Source organism: Rhizobium rhododendri (genome assembly GCF_007000325.2).
Classification (GTDB): Bacteria; Pseudomonadota; Alphaproteobacteria; order Rhizobiales; family Rhizobiaceae; genus Rhizobium; species Rhizobium rhododendri.
On sequence record NZ_CP117267.1, the window covers coordinates 518,452 to 535,874 of the forward strand.

Annotated in this window: 20 protein-coding genes; 12 read left to right on the top strand and 8 right to left on the bottom strand. The window is 59.5% G+C overall.

The annotated features are described in order from the left end of the window. Nucleotides 1-14 precede the first annotated feature (14 nt). On the bottom strand, nucleotides 15-716 hold the full coding sequence (locus PR018_RS02530; RefSeq protein WP_142824245.1) for a RibD family protein: 702 nt from the start codon (nucleotides 714-716) through the stop codon (nucleotides 15-17). A gap of 215 nt (nucleotides 717-931) precedes the next feature. Between PR018_RS02530 and PR018_RS02535 the strand changes: the two genes are divergently transcribed. Continuing rightward, nucleotides 932-1,537, top strand: coding sequence for a hypothetical protein (locus PR018_RS02535; RefSeq protein ID WP_142829213.1), 606 nt, complete (start codon nucleotides 932-934; stop codon nucleotides 1,535-1,537). A 45-nt stretch (nucleotides 1,538-1,582) separates the two neighbouring features. On the opposite strand, the gene PR018_RS02540 is transcribed toward PR018_RS02535, so the two are convergent. From PR018_RS02540 to PR018_RS02550, 3 genes are all read right to left on the bottom strand, one after another. Then, complete coding sequence (locus PR018_RS02540; RefSeq protein WP_142824247.1) at nucleotides 1,583-2,611, bottom strand: LLM class flavin-dependent oxidoreductase; 1,029 nt, start codon at nucleotides 2,609-2,611, stop codon at nucleotides 1,583-1,585. Nucleotides 2,612-2,792: 181 nt separating this feature from the next. Beyond that, nucleotides 2,793-3,245, bottom strand: a complete 453-nt coding sequence (locus PR018_RS02545; RefSeq protein WP_224128074.1) for a hypothetical protein — start codon at nucleotides 3,243-3,245, stop codon at nucleotides 2,793-2,795. A 247-nt stretch (nucleotides 3,246-3,492) separates the two neighbouring features. Next, complete coding sequence (locus tag PR018_RS02550; protein ID WP_142824248.1) at nucleotides 3,493-3,990, bottom strand: histidine kinase; 498 nt, start codon at nucleotides 3,988-3,990, stop codon at nucleotides 3,493-3,495. A gap of 302 nt (nucleotides 3,991-4,292) precedes the next feature. Between PR018_RS02550 and PR018_RS02555 the strand changes: the two genes are divergently transcribed. After that, on the top strand, nucleotides 4,293-4,505 hold the full coding sequence (locus PR018_RS02555) for a hypothetical protein (RefSeq protein ID WP_142824249.1): 213 nt from the start codon (nucleotides 4,293-4,295) through the stop codon (nucleotides 4,503-4,505). Nucleotides 4,506-4,571: 66 nt separating this feature from the next. Here PR018_RS02555 and PR018_RS28440 read toward each other — a convergent pair whose 3' ends face one another. Beyond that, nucleotides 4,572-5,036 (bottom strand): ankyrin repeat domain-containing protein, encoded by a 465-nt coding sequence (locus PR018_RS28440; protein WP_142824250.1) that lies wholly within the window; start codon nucleotides 5,034-5,036, stop codon nucleotides 4,572-4,574. Nucleotides 5,037-5,126: 90 nt separating this feature from the next. Here PR018_RS28440 and PR018_RS02560 point away from each other — a divergent pair, with 90 nt between their 5' ends. The 6 genes from PR018_RS02560 to PR018_RS02585 all read left to right on the top strand — a co-directional run bounded on the left by PR018_RS02560 (nucleotide 5,127) and on the right by PR018_RS02585 (nucleotide 10,599). Further along, nucleotides 5,127-5,468, top strand: a complete 342-nt coding sequence (locus PR018_RS02560; protein WP_224140283.1) for a transposase — start codon at nucleotides 5,127-5,129, stop codon at nucleotides 5,466-5,468. Nucleotides 5,469-5,543: 75 nt separating this feature from the next. After that, nucleotides 5,544-5,693, top strand: coding sequence for a hypothetical protein (locus PR018_RS02565; protein WP_224128070.1), 150 nt, complete (start codon nucleotides 5,544-5,546; stop codon nucleotides 5,691-5,693). A 37-nt stretch (nucleotides 5,694-5,730) separates the two neighbouring features. Continuing rightward, the gene (locus tag PR018_RS02570) at nucleotides 5,731-6,267 is read left to right on the top strand and encodes a PadR family transcriptional regulator (RefSeq protein ID WP_142824251.1); all 537 of its coding nucleotides are present in this window, start codon (nucleotides 5,731-5,733) and stop codon (nucleotides 6,265-6,267) included. 44 nt (nucleotides 6,268-6,311) lie between these two features. Continuing rightward, nucleotides 6,312-8,192, top strand: coding sequence for an ABC transporter ATP-binding protein (locus tag PR018_RS02575; protein ID WP_142829212.1), 1,881 nt, complete (start codon nucleotides 6,312-6,314; stop codon nucleotides 8,190-8,192). A gap of 131 nt (nucleotides 8,193-8,323) precedes the next feature. Beyond that, nucleotides 8,324-9,313, top strand: a complete 990-nt coding sequence (locus PR018_RS02580; RefSeq protein ID WP_142829211.1) for a potassium channel beta subunit family protein — start codon at nucleotides 8,324-8,326, stop codon at nucleotides 9,311-9,313. Nucleotides 9,314-9,483: 170 nt separating this feature from the next. Beyond that, nucleotides 9,484-10,599 carry a metallophosphoesterase gene (locus PR018_RS02585; protein ID WP_142824254.1) on the top strand — a complete coding sequence of 372 codons (1,116 nt, stop codon included), beginning with the start codon at nucleotides 9,484-9,486 and terminating at the stop codon, nucleotides 10,597-10,599. Nucleotides 10,600-10,760: 161 nt separating this feature from the next. Here PR018_RS02585 and PR018_RS02590 read toward each other — a convergent pair whose 3' ends face one another. After that, entirely contained in the window at nucleotides 10,761-12,110 is a 1,350-nt protein-coding gene (locus PR018_RS02590) for an enoyl ACP reductase FabMG family protein (RefSeq protein ID WP_142824255.1), read from the bottom strand. A gap of 243 nt (nucleotides 12,111-12,353) precedes the next feature. Between PR018_RS02590 and PR018_RS02595 the strand changes: the two genes are divergently transcribed. The 3 genes from PR018_RS02595 to PR018_RS02605 all read left to right on the top strand — a co-directional run bounded on the left by PR018_RS02595 (nucleotide 12,354) and on the right by PR018_RS02605 (nucleotide 14,316). Continuing rightward, a complete protein-coding gene (locus PR018_RS02595) occupies nucleotides 12,354-12,644 on the top strand; it encodes a hypothetical protein (RefSeq protein WP_142824256.1) in 291 nt (96 codons plus the stop codon). Nucleotides 12,645-12,723: 79 nt separating this feature from the next. Continuing rightward, nucleotides 12,724-13,353: a hypothetical protein gene (locus tag PR018_RS02600; protein ID WP_142824257.1), complete on the top strand. Its 630-nt coding sequence runs from the start codon at nucleotides 12,724-12,726 to the stop codon at nucleotides 13,351-13,353. A gap of 174 nt (nucleotides 13,354-13,527) precedes the next feature. After that, nucleotides 13,528-14,316, top strand: coding sequence for an SDR family NAD(P)-dependent oxidoreductase (locus PR018_RS02605; RefSeq protein ID WP_142824258.1), 789 nt, complete (start codon nucleotides 13,528-13,530; stop codon nucleotides 14,314-14,316). A 145-nt stretch (nucleotides 14,317-14,461) separates the two neighbouring features. Here PR018_RS02605 and PR018_RS02610 read toward each other — a convergent pair whose 3' ends face one another. Beyond that, complete coding sequence (locus PR018_RS02610; protein WP_224153333.1) at nucleotides 14,462-14,818, bottom strand: winged helix-turn-helix transcriptional regulator; 357 nt, start codon at nucleotides 14,816-14,818, stop codon at nucleotides 14,462-14,464. On the opposite strand from PR018_RS02610, the gene PR018_RS02615 reads away from it, so the two are divergent. Next, the gene (locus PR018_RS02615; RefSeq protein WP_244615277.1) at nucleotides 14,732-15,928 is read left to right on the top strand and encodes an aromatic alcohol reductase; all 1,197 of its coding nucleotides are present in this window, start codon (nucleotides 14,732-14,734) and stop codon (nucleotides 15,926-15,928) included. The genes PR018_RS02610 and PR018_RS02615 overlap by 87 nt on opposite strands. A 68-nt stretch (nucleotides 15,929-15,996) precedes the next feature. On the opposite strand, the gene PR018_RS02620 is transcribed toward PR018_RS02615, so the two are convergent. Beyond that, a complete protein-coding gene (locus PR018_RS02620; RefSeq protein ID WP_142824475.1) occupies nucleotides 15,997-17,109 on the bottom strand; it encodes an AI-2E family transporter in 1,113 nt (370 codons plus the stop codon). Nucleotides 17,110-17,423: the final 314 nt, after the last annotated feature.

A 17,423-nucleotide genomic window follows, 5' to 3' on the forward strand; every position in this document is an offset into this window, starting at 1 on the left:
GAGACCAGCCGTCCTCACTGCGGCCGCTTTACCGCATAGCGCAGATGCAATGCGCCGTGGCCGAGGGGTTCGCAGGAGATCAGCGAGAGCTCGGCTTTCCCCGTCAGGCCTTCCTCGCCGTAGGCGATGATGCGGTCGCTGCCTTCGCGTGCCTCAAGCGCCGGCGCAACGACGAAACTGAGTTCGTCCACCAGTCCGGCAGCCATCAGCGAGCCATTCACGGCAGCACCGCCTTCCAGCAAAATGCGGGTGATGCCGAGTTCGCGGCCGATGAGGTCGAGCATCGCGCCGATGTCCATTTCGGGCGTTTCCGACACGACATAGGAGACGCCGTCGGCGGTGAGTTCGGCCAGATGGCTGTCGGGCACGTCGCGTCCGAGCAGCACGACGACATGGTCTCCATAGAGCGCGTCGCTGGAAAAATGCAGCTTGCCGGAGCGGTCAAGCGCAATCGCGAAACTCGTGGCGGCGGTATTGGCGAAGTGATGCGGCCGCCTGACATCGAAGGGTGCCGCTGGCGGATGGGCGCCGGCCTTGGAAATCTCGGCCATCGTCACGCGCCCGACCATCCAGGCATTGGCATCGTGTGCCTTGTGGACCTTCTCATAAAGCGCCGACCAGTCGGAGCGGCTCCCATCCGGGCTTGTCGTCCAACGGCTCGGATGCAAGCTGCCATCCGGCGATGTGAGCATGAGGCAAATAACGCGAGGTCTCATCTGGCCAATCCTCTTTATCGAAAGTCTGTGGTGGACGCATATAGGCCGCCGCCCGGGATCGAAAAGATCCGCCAGCCTTGCCTGCTTCCGGACGCAATCAAAAATCTGTGGCGAACATAGTTACATAAACTGCCCGCGAAAGGACTCTTTCCGACAAAACCCCTGCCGCAATTCAGGGTCTCTATAGGGCAACTGAAACAGCCACGGAGAGAATCATGACTTCGCAGCAGCAGACCTGGTACAGGGCCGGCAGCGACATCGTCGCGCGGGCAGGATTTTCGCTCGTCATGTGCGGCGCCCTGGCGGCCGTCATCTATGTGACCCACCGTAACGGTTCGGAAGAGCTGGCCGCCGCACCGATGAACAATGCGCCGAGAGTTGCGATAGTGCTTCCCGGCGTCGTGGTAAACCCCGGTGTCTCCGTGGCGCAGGCGGCGATCGATGCCAGTCCGGCAGCAGCGCCCGTCGTCGCGAATATTCCGATCCCCACCTTCCGCGCCGTAGCAGCGGCGGATTCGGCTCCCCGGCATACGCCCGTCCCCGCCAAGCGGGCGGTGAGGGAGGCGGTCGTCGCCAGCGCCGGTACCGTCAGCTTCGAGAGCTGCCTGCCGGGCTGCGAAACGAAGGATCCGCTGATCGTCGGCCACGTCGCCGCGCCGCAGGTGCCCGCCGCATTCCCGCAAGAGGGGGACACGCTGGTGGAAACGGTCAGTTTTCAGGAGAGGGAGCCGGGTCTTCTCGGCAGGGCAATGGATGCGCCGAGCCTCGTCTACCGCACCGGCCGCAAGGCTTTGACGAGCCTGGTCGCTGCAGCCATGTAAACTCAGCGGCAATGCAGGGCAAATCACTGCCCTGCTGCATCACCGTCAGGCGAGCAGATCGCGGACCGTCGGTGCAACCCTGGTGCCGTAGAGTTCGATGCAGCGCATCAGCTTTTCGTGGGGAAGCGGGCCTGCGCTGTATTTGAGGTCGAAGCGGCTGACATCAAGCACCTTGATCGTTGCAGCGATCTTGCGCGCCACAGTCTCCGGCGAGCCGACATAGAGCGAGCCGTGGTCGATTTCCTGGCGGAACTCCGATGCCTCCATCGGCGGCCAGCCTCGTTCCGCACCGATCTGATCGCGCATGCGCTTGTAGTCCGGCCAGAATTCGGCCCGCGCCTGCTCGTCCGTGTCGGCGACATAGCCCGGCGAGTGCACGCCGATCGCTTGCATCGGCAGCTTCAGTTGGTCATAGACACGCTTCGAGAGGTCGACATAAGGCACGAAACGTTTCGGGTCGCCGCCAATGATCGCCAGCATCAGGGGAAGGTTGTGGCGTGCCGCGCGCACGACAGACTCAGGGCTTCCCCCGACACCGATCCATGTCCGCAACGACCCCGTCTCGATCGGCGGAAAGACCTGCTGGTTGGTCAGCGGCGGGCGGATAGTGCCCTTCCAGCTGACCGACTTCTGCGAGACCAGCGCTGCGAAAATCTCCAACTTTTCCTCGAACAGGGTTTCGTAGTCGCGCAGCGCAAAGCCGAAGAGCGGAAACGACTCGGTAAACGAACCGCGCCCGAGAATGACCTCCGCGCGCCCGTTCGAGAGTGCGTTGATGGACGAGAAGCGCTGGAACACCCGGATAGGGTCGTCGGAGGAAAGCACGGTGACCGCCGAGCCGAGCCGGATGCGCGTCGTGCGCACGGCCGCAGCAGCCAGCAGGATTTCGGGAGCGGACACGGCAAAGTCGGCGCGGTGATGCTCGCCGATTCCGATGAAGTCGATGCCCAGAGTGTCGGCCAGCACGGCCTCCTCGACGACATTGCGCAGCACCTGCGCATGGGTGAGCGGCACGCCGTCGGCAGACGAAGTGACGTCGCCGAAAGTATCAAGGCCAAGTTCGATCGATGTCATGGGCGTACTCTGATGGTTCTGGGGCAGGACGATAGGCTTGCCGGATAGCGTTCAGGGATGAAGGTGGGCATCGCGCCAGGGTTGTTCAAGCCGGCACGCTGGGGTGCCGCCCCGCACAGCCCGAAAATGCAAACAGGCGGCCTGGAGCCGCCTGCGCCATGTCCATCCTGTCGGCAGTGTACTAGCTGGCGGCGGCAGGAGGTGTCGGGATGAGCAGTTCGGCGCAATAAGATGGGCCGTTCACGCCGGGCATGTCGCCAACGATGCGGATCGAGCGGATAACGTAGTCCGACGAGGTGGTTATGTCAGCCTTGCAGCTGAGATTGACGGTGCGGGCTGGCTTGCCCGGCGCTCCATCGGCAGTCTTGGTCTCGACGCGGACCTTCTTGTACCCGCCACGCCAGTTGTAGACCCGGCCGCCGCCGTCGTCATGGTCGGAGATCGGAGGGCCGTAGGCGGCAAAGAACTTGCCGGCAGATCTGCCAGACCAATAGTCCTGAACGGGATTGGCCTTCATCATCGGAATGGTGGCAACGTTCGAAACGGTCGTGCATCCGGCGAGGGCCATCATCAGCCCTGCCGCAGAAAACATGCGGATGTTCATCGTATCGTCCTTGAGCTCGTTCTCGCGCATTGACTGTCGGAAAAGCCGCTGTCCCGCGCCGTTCCCGTCTGTCCCACCCACGGCTTTACCGTCAAAGTCGATAAAAGCAAATTATCATTAGCGGCCTTGTCACGAATTTGATGGGAGTGTTGCGCCAGATGCACGTCTGGCCTCTCGCAACCGGCGTGCGCGCCGCTGCGGGTGAGGGGTATCCCGGTCGCCAGCCCCGAGGCAACGCTATTGCGGTGTCCCGGGGGCAAGGTCTATCGGCTTGGCGCTATTTGACGGCGACCAGCGACGAAAGGATCGACGTCAGCTCCTTGTCGTGCTTGCTGCCGGAATCCTTCGATCCCCAGTAGGTGACGACAAGCAGCTTGCCGGGTACAGGCGACAGGAAGGCGAGTTCCACATCGACGGCACCATCATTGTCGGTGCCCTGCCAACCGAGCGTCGACATCTTCATGCCGTTGATGGTGTTGTCGCCCTCGTCCTTCTGGGTTGCAGGATCGATCTTGACGCCGCTCTTCGTCAGGAAATCGATCGCATCGCTGACGACCTTGTCGGAGGATTTCTCGTCTGCGACGTCGATCGAGAAGTAGACTGCAGAGTCGTCGGAGGTCGCATCGATGCCGGTCTCGGTTTCTTTCGGCGCCCAGCTATGGGGAATGGTAACGGACGCAATCGGTGCATCGCTCGGAAATTTCAGCGTTTCCGCCTGGGCAAGAAGCGGGAAGGCGAAAGCCATGGCGGAGGCGACGAGAAGCAATTTTTTCATGGGAAAATCCTTGGGGCGCGGTCGGCGTGTTATTATCGAGGCAAAGAGGCGACCACGGCTTTGCTCGTGATCAGCTTGCGGTAAATCCGGTGAAAAATCGACACAATGTTGAGTGGCAGGAGCGACCAAATTTGGGTTATTTTTCCAAACCAGAAAGCGGAAGTGGCCTGAAGCCCGAATAGTCGCAATCGCAAAGAGCGTCTCACGGCACCGGCGGCGCAAATCGCTGCTGATTGCCGTGAATGACGGAACGATCAGAAGCCAAGCCCGTTACGAGCCCAAAGCAATTCTCGGAGCACATCATGTCCAACCCCCACACTGAGACAGGCGGTCCGTACAAATCCGACCGGAATTTTGTGTCCGGCAGGCAGGCCGCGCAGACCCAATACGCCGAAGGCGGAAACGCCAGCTACGGCTCCATCAGGCAGGAAGAAGATGGCGAGGCGCTCCAGACGCAGAGCGCCGACACCCTCGTCATGCTGCAACTGGCCTCGTTCGAAGGCCGTGCCATGTAAGGCAAGACTGATCGCATCCCGACGTGTGTCCCGCGTCGCGAAACTCTTGCAGACCGTCCTAAAACGCTACTCTCGATTAGTCGGGACCGGCACACCTGCTGCAATATATGTTTCTCGCAGTTTGGTACTCCTGGTCGCCCATATCACGGGCGATCGTCCGGCATTGTTGACATGATGCGGATTGGCCCCACTTCTCAACAGCAGCGCTGCAATTTCGAATGCCTGCTCTGTTGCAATAGCCAAGCTCGCCTGCCTGCTTGCAGTCCATAGCGGTCCATTTCCGTAACAGTCTAGAACGTTGACCTCTGCGCCAGCAGCAAGCAGTTTCCTAACAATCGGAATGTGCCCATTCTGAGCGGCTACGTGTAAGGCTGTGAATCCGTCCTTATCGGCAGCGGAAACATCGTCAGTGCTACGTAGTTCATTTTCTAGCGCGACAAGATTCCCCTCGGCAGCATAGTGCCAAAGCGAACTCCGACCATACTCGTCGACATCTGACCGCCTATTTCGCCATGGCCATTGTGGCATCATACCTCCAAGAGATCATCGCGGAAATCTCACGGAGGGTACGAAAACTTGACTCTAGATTCCAGAGAATAAGGTTCCGTGATAGAATTTGCCATGGCATATCTCTCAGGATCAGATCGCGCTCAATTGTTGCTTCTGCCCGAAGCAATGGACGATTACGTGGAGCCGGATAACCCGGTCCGCTTCATCAAGGCTTTCGTGGATGGCCTCGATCTTGCTGCCGCAGGCTTTGTACAGGTGGCCGCGAAGGAGACCGGCCGTCTGGGTTATGATCCGGCCGACCTTTTGAAGCTCTACGTGTACGGCTATATCAACCGGGTGCGTTCGAGTCGGCGACTGGAGGCAGAAGGCAGAAGCCCATCGCAACATCGAGGTGATCTGGCTGCTGCGGCACGTGAAGCCGGACTTCCGCACCATCGCCTTTCCGCCGCGTGAACCGGTCGGCCTTCAAGCAGGTCTTCCGAGAGTTCGTCGTCCTGTGCGCCAGCTTGGTTTTTCGGGCGCGAACTCTTGGGGGTCGATAGCGCGCGGATCAAAGCGGTCAACAACAAGGATCGCAACTTCACCCGTGGAGCGTTGACCAAGTTCATCCGCGAGGCCGACGAGAAGCTGGCCGAATACATCACCGCAGAAATCGGGTCCCGGCAGAGGGTCGTTTAATCTTGAATCCCGATATATCGAGATCTATATCGGGAACATGGACAACAAATCTCACGACGGCGGTCGCCATCACGGGCACCACAGCAAGCATCACCGACATCACGGGGGCAGGGAGGGCAAACGTCCTTTCGATTACGGGGAGCTGCGCCTCCTCCTTCTCACGATGATTGCCGACAATCCCTCGCATGGCTATGACCTCATGAAAGCTATCGAGGAGCGCATGGGCGGCAGCTATTCGCCGAGCCCGGGCGTAATCTATCCGACCCTCGCATGGCTTGAGGACATGGGTTACGCCACCATCGACATCGACCAGCCTGGCCGGAAGCGATATCGCATCACCTCCGAAGGCGAGGCATTTCTCATCGCCAACAGAGCGTCCGCAGACGACCTCGTCGCACGCGTCGGGACTGCGCGTGGCGATGGCGTCACGCTTGTCTCTGCGGCGATCATTCGAGCCATGGAAAACGTCAAGCTGGCTCTGCGACTTCGGCTTCGCGGTCCGCTGGAAGACCATTCGGCTGAAATTATCGCCAGCGCGCTGGATGCCGCGGCGAAAACGATCGAACGCTCTTGAGAGCGCCGTCAAAGGTGACGTCTCGTCCTGGCGAAGCTGCCGGTTTGAAAGCGTCTGAACCCGCCGGCCCCGCTGGCGGACCGGGATCATCCGGCAGCCGCCTCCGCGACAAGCTGGGCAATCTGCGGCTTCTTGCGCGGCTTGTCGCCCAAATCTGGAGAACGAGCCGATGGCTGACGCTTGCCAGCATGTGCTTGAGGCTCGTGCGCGCCCTCCAGCCGGTCCTCGCCCTCTATGTCGGCAAGCTCATCATTGACGAAGTGGTGCGCCTGGCCGCAACCCATTCCGCCTCATCAAGTCTCTCGGAGTGGTGGGCCAGCGGGCGGCTGAACGTCATTCTTCCGCTGCTGGCGCTGGAATTCGCACTTGTTTTCGCTCTCGACCTGCTGACGCGGGCAACGACGCTGGTCGATTCTATCCTCGGCGAGCGTCATTCCAATACGGTGAGCGTCGAGCTGATGCAGCATGCTGCAAAGCTCGACCTGCGTCACTTCGAAAGCCCGGAATATCAGGATAGGCTGGAGCGCGCCCGACGGCAGGCGGCCGGTCGCAATGCGTTGTTGCCGCAGATGTTCGGGCAGGCCCAGGACATGATTACCGTCGCCACGCTGGCCGCCGGGCTGGTGGCCTATGCACCGTGGCTCATTCTGCTGCTGGCGCTATCCTTCGTTCCGGCCGTCTGGGGAGAAACGCGCTTCAACATCAGGTCTTACGACCTCACGCGCGGCCGGACACCGGAGCGTCGGCAGCTCGAATACATTCGTTTCATCGGTGCCAGCGCCGGCACCGCGAAGGAGATGAAGCTCTTCGGCCTCGGGACGTACCTCGTCGACCGTTTCAAATCGCTGTCCGAGACGATATTTGCAGAAACACGAACGCTATCGATTCACCGGGCGATCTGGGGATCACTGCTCGCCGCGATCAGCACCCTGACCTACTACGGGGCCTACGCCTATATCGTCTGGCAGACCATCGTTGGTGTATTTTCGATCGGTGACCTCGCATTTCTCGCCGGAGCGTTCCTGCGGCTCAATGGCCTTTTCCAGAAGATACTCCTCGGGTTCACGCAGATCGCCGGGCAATCGCTGTATCTCGACGATCTCTTTTCGTTTTTTGAAATCAAGCCGACGATCAGTTCACCTGTCGATCCAAAACCCTTTCCTCAGCCGATACGCGATGGCATCGTTTTCGACGACGTCGGGTTTCGATATCCGGATACCGACATATGGGCCGTCCGGGGCCTCAGCTTCACATTACGTGGCGGCGAGACCCTTGCGCTGGTCGGCGAGAACGGAGCTGGCAAGACGACGATCGTCAAGCTTCTGACGCGCCTCTACGATCCCGACGAAGGTCGGATCACCGTCGATGGCGTAGATCTTCGGCAAATGGACATCGCCGAGATCCACGCCCATGTCGGGGTCATCTTCCAGGATTTCACGCGCTACAGCTTCACTGCCGCAGACAACATCGGTGTCGGACGCATCGAGGCGCGGACCGACATGGAGAGGATCGAGGGCGCCGCCGAACTGAGCCTTGCCGACGCCGTCATCAGCAAGTTGCCGCTCAAATACGAACAGCCGCTCGGGCGTCTGTTCAACAAGGGGCGCGATCTCTCCGGTGGCGAATGGCAGAAGCTCGCTATCGCGCGAGCCTATATGCGGAATGCCGAGCTGGTGATCCTCGATGAGCCGACAGCGGCCTTGGATGCCAAATCGGAGGCGGAGGTTTTTTCCCGGTTCAAGAGCCTGGCCGAAAATACGACGGCGGTTCTCATTTCGCATCGCTTCTCGACCGTCCGGATGGCGGATCGCATCCTTGTCCTCGAAAACGGCAGCATTCTGGAGAGCGGAACCCACACCGAGCTGCTCCAGCAAGGCGGGCGGTATGCGCAGCTCTTCGAACTTCAGGCGGCTGGATACCGTTAAACCGGCGAGTGCAGGATTGCTCCGGTTTCGATCCATGCCCTGCTGTCAGCGCTATAGTCGCCGGCCCGGACTGTCTTTCGCATCGCCTTGCGCTATGTTGCCCTCTTGCGCATCGCGGGAGGAGCTACGCCATGGAATACCGCCGTCTCGGAAAATCAGGGTTGAAGGTCAGCGAGTTCTCGTTTGGATCGTGGGTCACGTTCGGCAAGCAGGTCGATGGCAGCGATGCCGTCAGCATGATGGCGCACGCCTATGACAACGGGGTCAATTTCTTCGACAACGCCGAAGGTTACGAGAGCGGAAAGTCCGAACTCGTCATGGGCGAGGCCCTCAAAACACTCGGCTGGAGCCGCGACAGCTTCATCGTTTCCAGCAAGGTGTTCTGGGGCGGCCAGAAGCCGACGCAGCGCGGTCTTTCGCGAAAGCATGTGACCGACGCTGCCCATGCGGCCCTGAAGCGTTTGCAGGTGGACTATCTCGATCTGTATTTCTGCCACCGCCCGGACATCGATACACCGATCGAGGAAACGGTTCGCGCCATGCACGATCTCGTGGCTCAAGGGAAGATTCTCTATTGGGGCACATCCGAATGGTCTGCCCAACAGTTGACGGAGGCCTATGCCGTGGCCCGCGACCTGCGCATCACGCCGCCGACGATGGAGCAGCCGCAGTATAACGTGTTCGAGCGTCAGAAGGTCGAAGCCGACTATCTGCCCCTCTACGATCTGATGGGACTGGGCACGACCATCTGGTCGCCGCTGGCTTCCGGCGTTTTGACCGGGAAATACAACAAGGGCATTCCCAACGACGGGCGCATGAACCTGCCGGGCTATGAGTGGCTGAAGGAAAAATGGTCGAGCGAAGCCGGTCGCGCCCAGCTTGCGAGAGTCTCCGAGTTGGCCGACCTTGCCGACGAAATCGGAATCTCCATCACCCATCTGTCGCTTCTGTGGTGCCTGTCGAACCGCAATGTTTCGACCGTGATCCTGGGCGCATCGCGCCTGAGCCAGCTGGAGGACAATCTTGCGGCGCTCAGCCATAAGGACAAGCTCACCGCTGATGTCCTGGAGCGCATTGAGGCCATCTTCGGAAACAAACCCGCCGCGCCGCAGCGGTTCTGAGTGGAAAAAGCCGGACAGGGGCTCGTGGGCGGGAAAATCAGCAATGATTTCTACCGCCCGGGCGTCGAACCGTTTCCGAACCGCATTTAAAAATAGATTTCCATCGGTTGGTTTCCCAACTAAAGGCGGCTTGCGCGTCCCGATCTATTTCACTGGAAAACCTCTGATCCATGTTCAACATCATTCTCGGACTGCCATGGCTTCTGGTCGTGGTGCGCTTTATCGAACCGTTGCCATGGCCATGGTCGATAAAATTGCTCCTCGCCGCCGTCCTGCTGATTGCGTCGCAATTCCTCCTGTTCTGCCGTCTTTCGTCGGGATCGGTTTTCTCGCCGGAGTTTCCGAGGCCGCTCATCATCGCCTTCAACGTGATCTTCGGGGCGACAGTCCTGCTTGCGGTATTCCAGATCGGCCTCGACCTGGTCTCGATTGTCCTCTGGCCGATAAAGGGTGCGTTTCCAGTCGTTCGTCCTGAGTTGCGCTATGGAATGGGGATTTTTGCGCTTTGCCTCGCTATGTTTGGCGTGAGCCAAGCCATCCGCGTTCCAGCGCTCAGGGATATCGAAATTCCGGTATCCGGTCTTCCCGCCGCCTTTGATGGATATCGCCTCCTGCAGTTGACCGATCTCCATATCAGCAGGTTGTTTCCCGGGCGCTGGGCAGACGCGGTGGTGTCGAAGGCGAACGCTCTCGATGTGGACCTGATCGTGATGACGGGTGATCTGATCGACGGCGATGTCGAGCACCGACGTCTCGATGTCCAGCCGATTGCGAAACTGCGGGCGCGGGACGGCGTCTTGGCCATTCCCGGCAACCACGAGTACTTCTTCGACTACAAGGAATGGATGCGCGAATACCGGATGCTGGGACTTCAGCCGCTTTTGAACCAGCATGTCGTCATCGAGCGCGACGGGGCGAAGATCGTCGTAGCAGGCGTAACCGACCGCTCCGCCGAACATTCAGGCAATGTTGGGCCGGACTTGCGTGCGGCCATTTTCGGCGCTCCCGAAGGGGCTCCGATTATCCTGCTCGATCACCAGCCGATGGGAGCCGCAAGCGCCGCCAGGGCAGGGGTCTCGCTTCAGCTTTCCGGCCACACCCATGGCGGAATGGTCGTCGGGCTTTCCAGCCTTGTGGCGAGGGGCAATAACGGGTTCGTTTCGGGCCTTTACAAGGTGGAAGGCATGCATCTCTATGTGAACAACGGCACGGGGCTTTGGCCGGGTTTTGCCCTGCGTTTGGGAAAGCCGGCGGAACTCACCCGCATAACTCTCCGGTCCGCGTAGAGAACCGGCAGTTCAGCACAGTTAGGTCAGTTAATGGCGCTTACGCTGCTGTCGGGCGCAGTATCCGGTCGATCGTCCTGGGGCAGGCCTCAAGCGGCGGGCCAGCCCGTTTCAATCTCCGGCGTCAAAACATCGCCGGTCCATTGCGATTTGAGGATGCCTCAAGCTGCGAGGTCTTGATGGTCCTGCAGGCTGTCAGAATGCGAAGCCAAAAGCTGGCGCGCGACAATATCGTGGTTGAGCCAGAGAACAGGGCCCGACGGCTCCGAGGTCTCTCCGAATATCAGTTTCCCGGTGGCTTCCACAACCAGACTACTCAGGCGGTCGCTGATCAGCGCCTTCCCATCGCGGTGCATCTGGGTGATCTCGCTCGACGCGCCGATGACAAGATCGGTCTGCTTCTGGCTGTTTGCCATAGGCCACGCCGAAAAATCATAGAAGGGGCGCATGACGTCGTTCGCCTGCATTTCAGCGATCTTGCGGAAGACATCTTCCATCGTAAAGCCGTCCGCAAGAAGCTGCCCGCAGGCTTGCCACTGGTCGTCGACCCATTGACCGCCGCCCTCCTGCATGAGCGCCAGCAGCAGCGGAATGAGCGGCAGTTCGATGCCCGTGAAGACATCCGAAGAATTCGTCCGAATTTCGGGGCAGTTGTAGACTGTCGCCTTGATCCCGGCTTCCCAGGCGCGCGTCGCGATGCCTTCAAGCCGCATCTTGGCGTAGCCCTGGGTGTAGTTGGTATAGGTCTGCCAGCGATACTCGCCATCGATGAGCACTGCGGAGCCATGGTAGCCGTAGGCCGTGTACCTGACCGTGCCGCCCGAGTTCTCGATCCTGTCGCGTATGGCGGCGCTGAACTCGATGAGATGTCCGAAAGTGTCGGCCGACACCTCGTCGAAATTCTGCAGGATGAGCTTGCCCATATCGCTGTCGAGCAGGGTCTGCGACGACATGTGGCGCGCTCCGCGCCCTTTGTAGATCCGGTTGGCCAGCACGAGGAAGACCTTGGCCTTCGGAATGCCTCCGGCCATCGTATGGGCGAAAAATACGTTCTTGCCATCGGCGATCATGCCGTCAAGCACATCCATCACCTGGGCAAGCGCATTGGTAAGCCGGGCTGTCCCCGTCGCGCGACAGCGCGCCAGATAGTCCCAGTCAAGTTTCTCGTCCTGCCAGTTCTCCAAGGTCATTTCGCCGAGGATATCGGTGGGTGTCGGACCACCGTCGGGCGCGTCCATGTCGAAGCCTGCCATCAGCGGGATATTGATGATCCGGCCGCCCAGGCGAGCTTCGGCAGCTGAGAATTCTTCGGCATCGAGCGGGCGCAGGCTTCCGCTTTCATCGCGGCGTCCAACCGTCACGCCGACGATCTCCATTCCAGCCGCGCGTGCCTCGTCAAGCAGGCCAGTTGCATAGCCGCGACCGAACAGTTCGCCGAAAAGCACGAAAACGTCGCCCTTGCCGAAGACCGTATTCTTGGCCAGGCGACTGACAGCTATTGGCTTATCCATGAGTTTCACTCTTGATCATGCGTCATAGCGCGACGCGTCTCGATGATTTCACCCCCAGATGCCCTGATAAAGCGAAAAACAAAACTCATTTAAAGTGACCAAACATTTCACAGCGTGAACTGCCGCCCGAAATTGCGCGAGAATGCAGCAGCTGAAATGTTGACCCAAGGTCGGATCGTCACCAGATACCGGTCTATCGGAGGCCTATTTGACCGATCGACAGCACGTTTGAAGGAATTCAAGATGAGCACGCCCATCACCGCGATCGAAACCTTGAGCGTTCGCGAGCGCGAGGATTTACTGGTCGGGCTCGCCATTGCCCTCGAGGGTGTTGCCAAAGAGGCACTGGTGGAAGGGAACAAGCATTTCGCTGCGGTCTCGCAGGGAATGGCCGATGCGATTCGCGTCAACGCCGATGACTGGGCCCGGGAAGATGTCGAGAATGCCGGCTTTGCAGCCCAACAGGCTTCGGAAATGCTGTCGAGGTTCCGCGTCGAGCATCCGCACCGCGTCGTGACCTACGCACTGAATTAGGCCGTCAGCGCTTTTCCGGCATGCCGGGAAGACCGCACCCGGTGTTGACTTCGACTATGGCGACGCCCATTTCGTCGGCATGCCAAGGACCGAAAAGACCGATGCCCCGGAACTGCTCAAGGAGTGGGCGCTGTCGCCAGCAGCGACGCTCGGCTCATCCGTGCGCGCCAAGGGCATTCTTCTTGAAATCCGGGCGCGGTTGCCGTTGGCGATCCGGAAATCGCTGGATATCGATGGTTCGATCCTGAGACTGGTACTGCCGGAAACCTCGAAGACCGTTTTTCGCTCAGTGTCGGCTGTCGTCACCGAGGCACTTGTGGACATCGAAAGCCTTCCGGTCATCCCCCGCGAGATCCAGGATATCCTGACGATGACGACGACGGAGAGGCACCGGTGGCTGAAGGACGGGCGACTGCAGAGTGCCGGGATTCGCACCGTCAGACTGCGCGGGCGGGCGAAACAGATCACGTTCCACGTCTTCGATCCAAGGTTTGTCGAGGATCTGCTCAACCGCAGCGTGGTGGACGAGTGGCGCGAAGACGATGTCATCGCCGCCGCCGAGAAAAGGCAGCAGGCGTCCTGGAAGAGAAAGCTCACCCGTTCGCTGAAGACCGAAAAGACTTCGTCTGATCCCACAGGTGGCGGTGACGATGACCGTTCGCCGCTGAGCGGCTGGGAAGAGTTTGGGCGCGATGGCCTTCTGCGTTAGGTGGCTTCACTGAAATCCCGCGATCGCTCGATACTTCGAGACGCTTCAGTTCGTCGAAGCTATCCTGCTGCTGCCGGCAAATCTCATCCGATATGCCAGCGACCAATTCCACCGACTTGTCATGACGGACATCGGCGGCAATTCTATACAAGCCAAAAAGGGGAGAGAGAAAGAATGGAACTGGGTCTCAAAGGGAAGAATGCTGTCATCACCGGAGGCAGTGTCGGAATTGGCCTGACGATTGCGGAAGGACTTGCCGCGGAGGGCGCCAACGTCATTCTGGCTGCAAGAGGAAAGGAAAGAGTTGAGGCAGAGGCCGCCCGTATCGCTTCCAAATACGGGGTGTCTGCGACAGGCATTGCCGCCGACGTTGCGACTGCCGAGGGAACGAACAGCGTCATCCGCGCCGCTGCTGAAGCCGGGGGAGCGGATATCCTCATCAACAATGCAGGCACCGGCTCAAACGAGACTGTCATGGAGGCCGATGACGAAAAGTGGCAATTCTACTTCGACCTGCATGTCATGGCTGCCGTCCGGCTTGCCAGAGGTCTTGCGCCTCAAATGCGGGAAAAGGGCGGCGGTGTGATTTTGCACAATGCGTCCATATGCGCCGTGCAGCCGCTTTGGTACGAGCCCATCTACAATGTCACCAAGGCGGCATTGATGATGTTTTCGAAGACACTTTCCACCGAGCTGATCCCGCAGAACATCCGGGTAAACTGCGTGAATCCCGGCCTCGTCCTGACGCCGGATTGGATCAAGACCGCCAAGCAGCTCACTGCCGAAAAAGGTGGCGACTGGCAGGGCTACCTCGACTCCGTGGCCAACGAACATGCTCCCATCAAAAGGTTCGCCACTCCACAGGAAGCCGCCGACTTTTTCGTTTTCCTGTGCTCGGAACGGGCGAGCTATTCGGTCGGCTCGACATATTTCGTCGATGGCGGAATGCTGAAGTCTATGTGAGTTTCGGCCTATCTCGGCCGCACGATCAGCCTATGTGCGGCCGGGCAGTGTCGGTGCTCGGGGCCACCCCAAAGTCTCGGGCGTGCGGGAGCATCCGACCGATCATTGATCGTGGCGCACCTGTCCGTGGCAACCTGCAAACCCATCAGAAAGATTGCCACGAAGGCTTCTCCTGCGGCCGGGAATCATATTCGTCACGCGACTTTCGAAACTGATCCGAGTTCTCGACGACCCATGTCCAAAGGGGAATCATGCGGATCAGTAGCGCCATCCCAAGTTCGGTAAGCTCGTATTCCACGCGCGGCGGCATCTCCACGAGATCATAGCGCGCGACCAGCCCATCTCTCTCGAGTTGGCGAAGGGTGCGTGTCAGCATCCTCTGGGTAACACCATGCATTCTTCGTCCGATATCCGCATGGCGCAGTCTGCCATAGACACCCAGGGTGTGGATGACGCCCAGCGACCACCGGTTTCCTGCATGGGTGAGGACCTCGCGCCTCACCCCGTCCTCATCCTCGCGAAGACCGTCGCAGACGGTTTGGGAGTAGCTGAGGATTTCGTCTATGGTCATCTTCCTGCCCTCCGGTATCACGCGTGTACCTTCTTACGACCCTCCCGGAAATATGCCAGTTACCCGTTCACACGAACGATGAGACTGGCAAGGATTTCCAAGATGAACTCTTCTCGAACAGCATACTCACAGTCGATATTGGTTATTGGTGCGGGAGAACTCGGCATGCCGGTTCTGCGCAATCTGGCGCGTAAAGCCAGGCATCATGCGGACACGACGATCAGCGTTCTCTTGCGGGCCGCAACTGTTGAATCGACGGACACGGTAAAACAGCGTGATGTCTCCGAAATTCGCGAACTGGGGATCGAGATTGTCACCGGCGACATTCTTGCCGCTTCCGTCAGCGAATTGGCGGCAATCTTCGCTCGCTTCGATACCGTGATCGGCTGCGCAGGTTTCTCTGCGGGTCGAAACACGCCAATGAAGCTTGCGAAAGCTGCGCTGGACGCCAATCTCAAGCGATATTTCCCATGGCAGTTTGGCGTCGATTTCGACGTGATCGGTCGCGGCAGTCCTCAGGACCTGTTCGACGCCCAGATCGATGTGCGTGACCTCCTGCGTGCCCAGGACAAGACCGACTGGGTGGTGATCTCGACCGGGATGTTCACCAGCTTCCTGTTCGAACCGGTCTTCGGGGTCGTTGATCTCAAAAAGAATGTGGTCAATGCGCTTGGCAGCCTGGATACCGAGGTCACTCTGACAACTCCCGACGATATCGGTGCCTTGACCGCGGAAGTGGTCTTTGCTCAGCCGACGATCCGCAATGAAATTGTCTATCTTGCCGGCGACACCCTGACCTATGGTGCGGTTGCCGACACGCTCCAGAAGGTGCTTGGGCGCCCGTTTGCAAAGGCAGAATGGACAGTTCCGGATCTCCTATCTGAACTCGCGCGGGACCCCGACAATCACATCCGGAAATACCGGGCGGTCTTTGCCGAAGGCAAGGGCGTGGCATGGCCGAAGCGCAACAGCTTTAATGAGCGAAATGGCATCGATGTCATGACAGCCGAGGAGTGGATCAGCGAAAATCTTCGCTCCTGACGGCGATGCGGCTCGGCTGGGCGCAAGTTGCATGTGAGCGCTCAAGCTGAAGCTCACGCATACGCCGATTATCCAGCCGGAGCTTCTTCCTTCTCGGAATGGCGCTCGGACAGAAAGTCGCCCAGCCCTTTCAGACCATCGATGTGCTCGCAGAAGGTATTCACGGCCACGAGCAACGGCACGGCGACAAGCATTCCGACGGCCGACCACAGCCATGCCCAGAAGGACACGGCGATGAAGACGACCACGGTGTTCAGCCGGAGACTTCGTCCGATGAAGTACGGCGTGATCAACTGGCCCTCGATGCTCGTCAATCCGAGATAAAGGACGCCGACAGCAAGCGACCAGCCTGGCACATCAAACGACACCAGCGCGACACTCATGGCGACAAGAATACCCGCGAAGGCACCGAGATAGGGGACGTAGTTGAGAAGAAACGCGAGCACCCCGAAAATGATAGGGCTCGGCATGCCGACAGCCCAGAGCAGGAGGGCAACGGCAACGCCAAGTCCGCCATTGATGATGGTGATCGTCAACAGATAGCGCGAGAGCTTGCGCTCGATATCGTGGGCGATGCGCATCGCCCGCTTCTTGTCCTTGAACGTTGGCATGACATGGACGAGCTTCTCGTAGAACATATCGCCTGACGCCAGTAGGAACAGAAGCAGGATCAGCGTGAAGATGAACTGCGCCATCGCTGCGGGAGCAAAGAGAGCAGCGTTTGCGATCATGCTGCTGTCGCGAACTTCCACCTGCTGAACGTCGGCCGAGTGACTACGGGTCAATTCTCCGAGGCGGGTTGCGGCATCCATGATCCCTGAAAAGGTACTGGAGAGACCACTGAGCTTGCTTTGCACATCCTTCTGGATCTGCGGCGCGCGCTCCATCCATCCGCTGACGGGAATGGCCAGAGCGCCTATCAGGGCGAGAAACCCGAAAAACAGAACGGCGACGATCACCAGCGACGTCAGTGTAGAAGACACGCCACGCCGGTCAAAGAATCGTCTGATCGGCCCAAAGACCATGGCGAGCAGGAACGCCAGTACGATGGGCACCAGGAATTCCTTTGCGCTGCTCAATGTAAACACCGAGCCGTAAAGGAAGAGACCAATAATTGCCCATCTGGGGGCGGCGCGAACGGCGGAGACTTTCGAGCCATCCCCGCGGTCCTCTGGCAACATGTTCACGTCTGACAAATCATTTCCCCGATGTCGGCGGACTACAACGTAGCCGACGATAGTGAAGTGGCGCTGCCGTCACAAAAGGCAATCGAACCCTGTTTCTTGGAGCGGCGGACTTGTCTGAAGAGCCCTCGAACCTGAGAGGCACAGCAGTCCGTCGCGGCGACAGATTGAACGCCCGATACGGTGTAAGTCGCTCTCTGCGATCCCCGGATACCCAGATCGGACGGCGATCCAATCACGAGCAGCGCCATGGCGTGGTCTGCAACGGCGTGGGTCTCGTTGGCAGAAAGCGCATCACACTTTCCGTGGCG

Coding starts and splice junctions, on each gene's coding strand:
- PR018_RS02530 (WP_142824245.1), bottom strand. CDS start 716: ATGAGACCTCGCGTTATTTGCCTCATGCTCACATCGCCGGATGGCAGC.
- PR018_RS02535 (WP_142829213.1), top strand. CDS start 932: ATGACTTCGCAGCAGCAGACCTGGTACAGGGCCGGCAGCGACATCGTC.
- PR018_RS02540 (WP_142824247.1), bottom strand. CDS start 2,611: ATGACATCGATCGAACTTGGCCTTGATACTTTCGGCGACGTCACTTCG.
- PR018_RS02545 (WP_224128074.1), bottom strand. CDS start 3,245: ATGCGCGAGAACGAGCTCAAGGACGATACGATGAACATCCGCATGTTT.
- PR018_RS02550 (WP_142824248.1), bottom strand. CDS start 3,990: ATGAAAAAATTGCTTCTCGTCGCCTCCGCCATGGCTTTCGCCTTCCCG.
- PR018_RS02555 (WP_142824249.1), top strand. CDS start 4,293: ATGTCCAACCCCCACACTGAGACAGGCGGTCCGTACAAATCCGACCGG.
- PR018_RS28440 (WP_142824250.1), bottom strand. CDS start 5,036: ATGATGCCACAATGGCCATGGCGAAATAGGCGGTCAGATGTCGACGAG.
- PR018_RS02560 (WP_224140283.1), top strand. CDS start 5,127: ATGGCATATCTCTCAGGATCAGATCGCGCTCAATTGTTGCTTCTGCCC.
- PR018_RS02570 (WP_142824251.1), top strand. CDS start 5,731: ATGGACAACAAATCTCACGACGGCGGTCGCCATCACGGGCACCACAGC.
- PR018_RS02580 (WP_142829211.1), top strand. CDS start 8,324: ATGGAATACCGCCGTCTCGGAAAATCAGGGTTGAAGGTCAGCGAGTTC.
- PR018_RS02585 (WP_142824254.1), top strand. CDS start 9,484: ATGTTCAACATCATTCTCGGACTGCCATGGCTTCTGGTCGTGGTGCGC.
- PR018_RS02590 (WP_142824255.1), bottom strand. CDS start 12,110: ATGGATAAGCCAATAGCTGTCAGTCGCCTGGCCAAGAATACGGTCTTC.
- PR018_RS02595 (WP_142824256.1), top strand. CDS start 12,354: ATGAGCACGCCCATCACCGCGATCGAAACCTTGAGCGTTCGCGAGCGC.
- PR018_RS02600 (WP_142824257.1), top strand. CDS start 12,724: ATGCCAAGGACCGAAAAGACCGATGCCCCGGAACTGCTCAAGGAGTGG.
- PR018_RS02605 (WP_142824258.1), top strand. CDS start 13,528: ATGGAACTGGGTCTCAAAGGGAAGAATGCTGTCATCACCGGAGGCAGT.
- PR018_RS02615 (WP_244615277.1), top strand. CDS start 14,732: ATGGCGCAGTCTGCCATAGACACCCAGGGTGTGGATGACGCCCAGCGA.
- PR018_RS02620 (WP_142824475.1), bottom strand. CDS start 17,109: ATGTTGCCAGAGGACCGCGGGGATGGCTCGAAAGTCTCCGCCGTTCGC.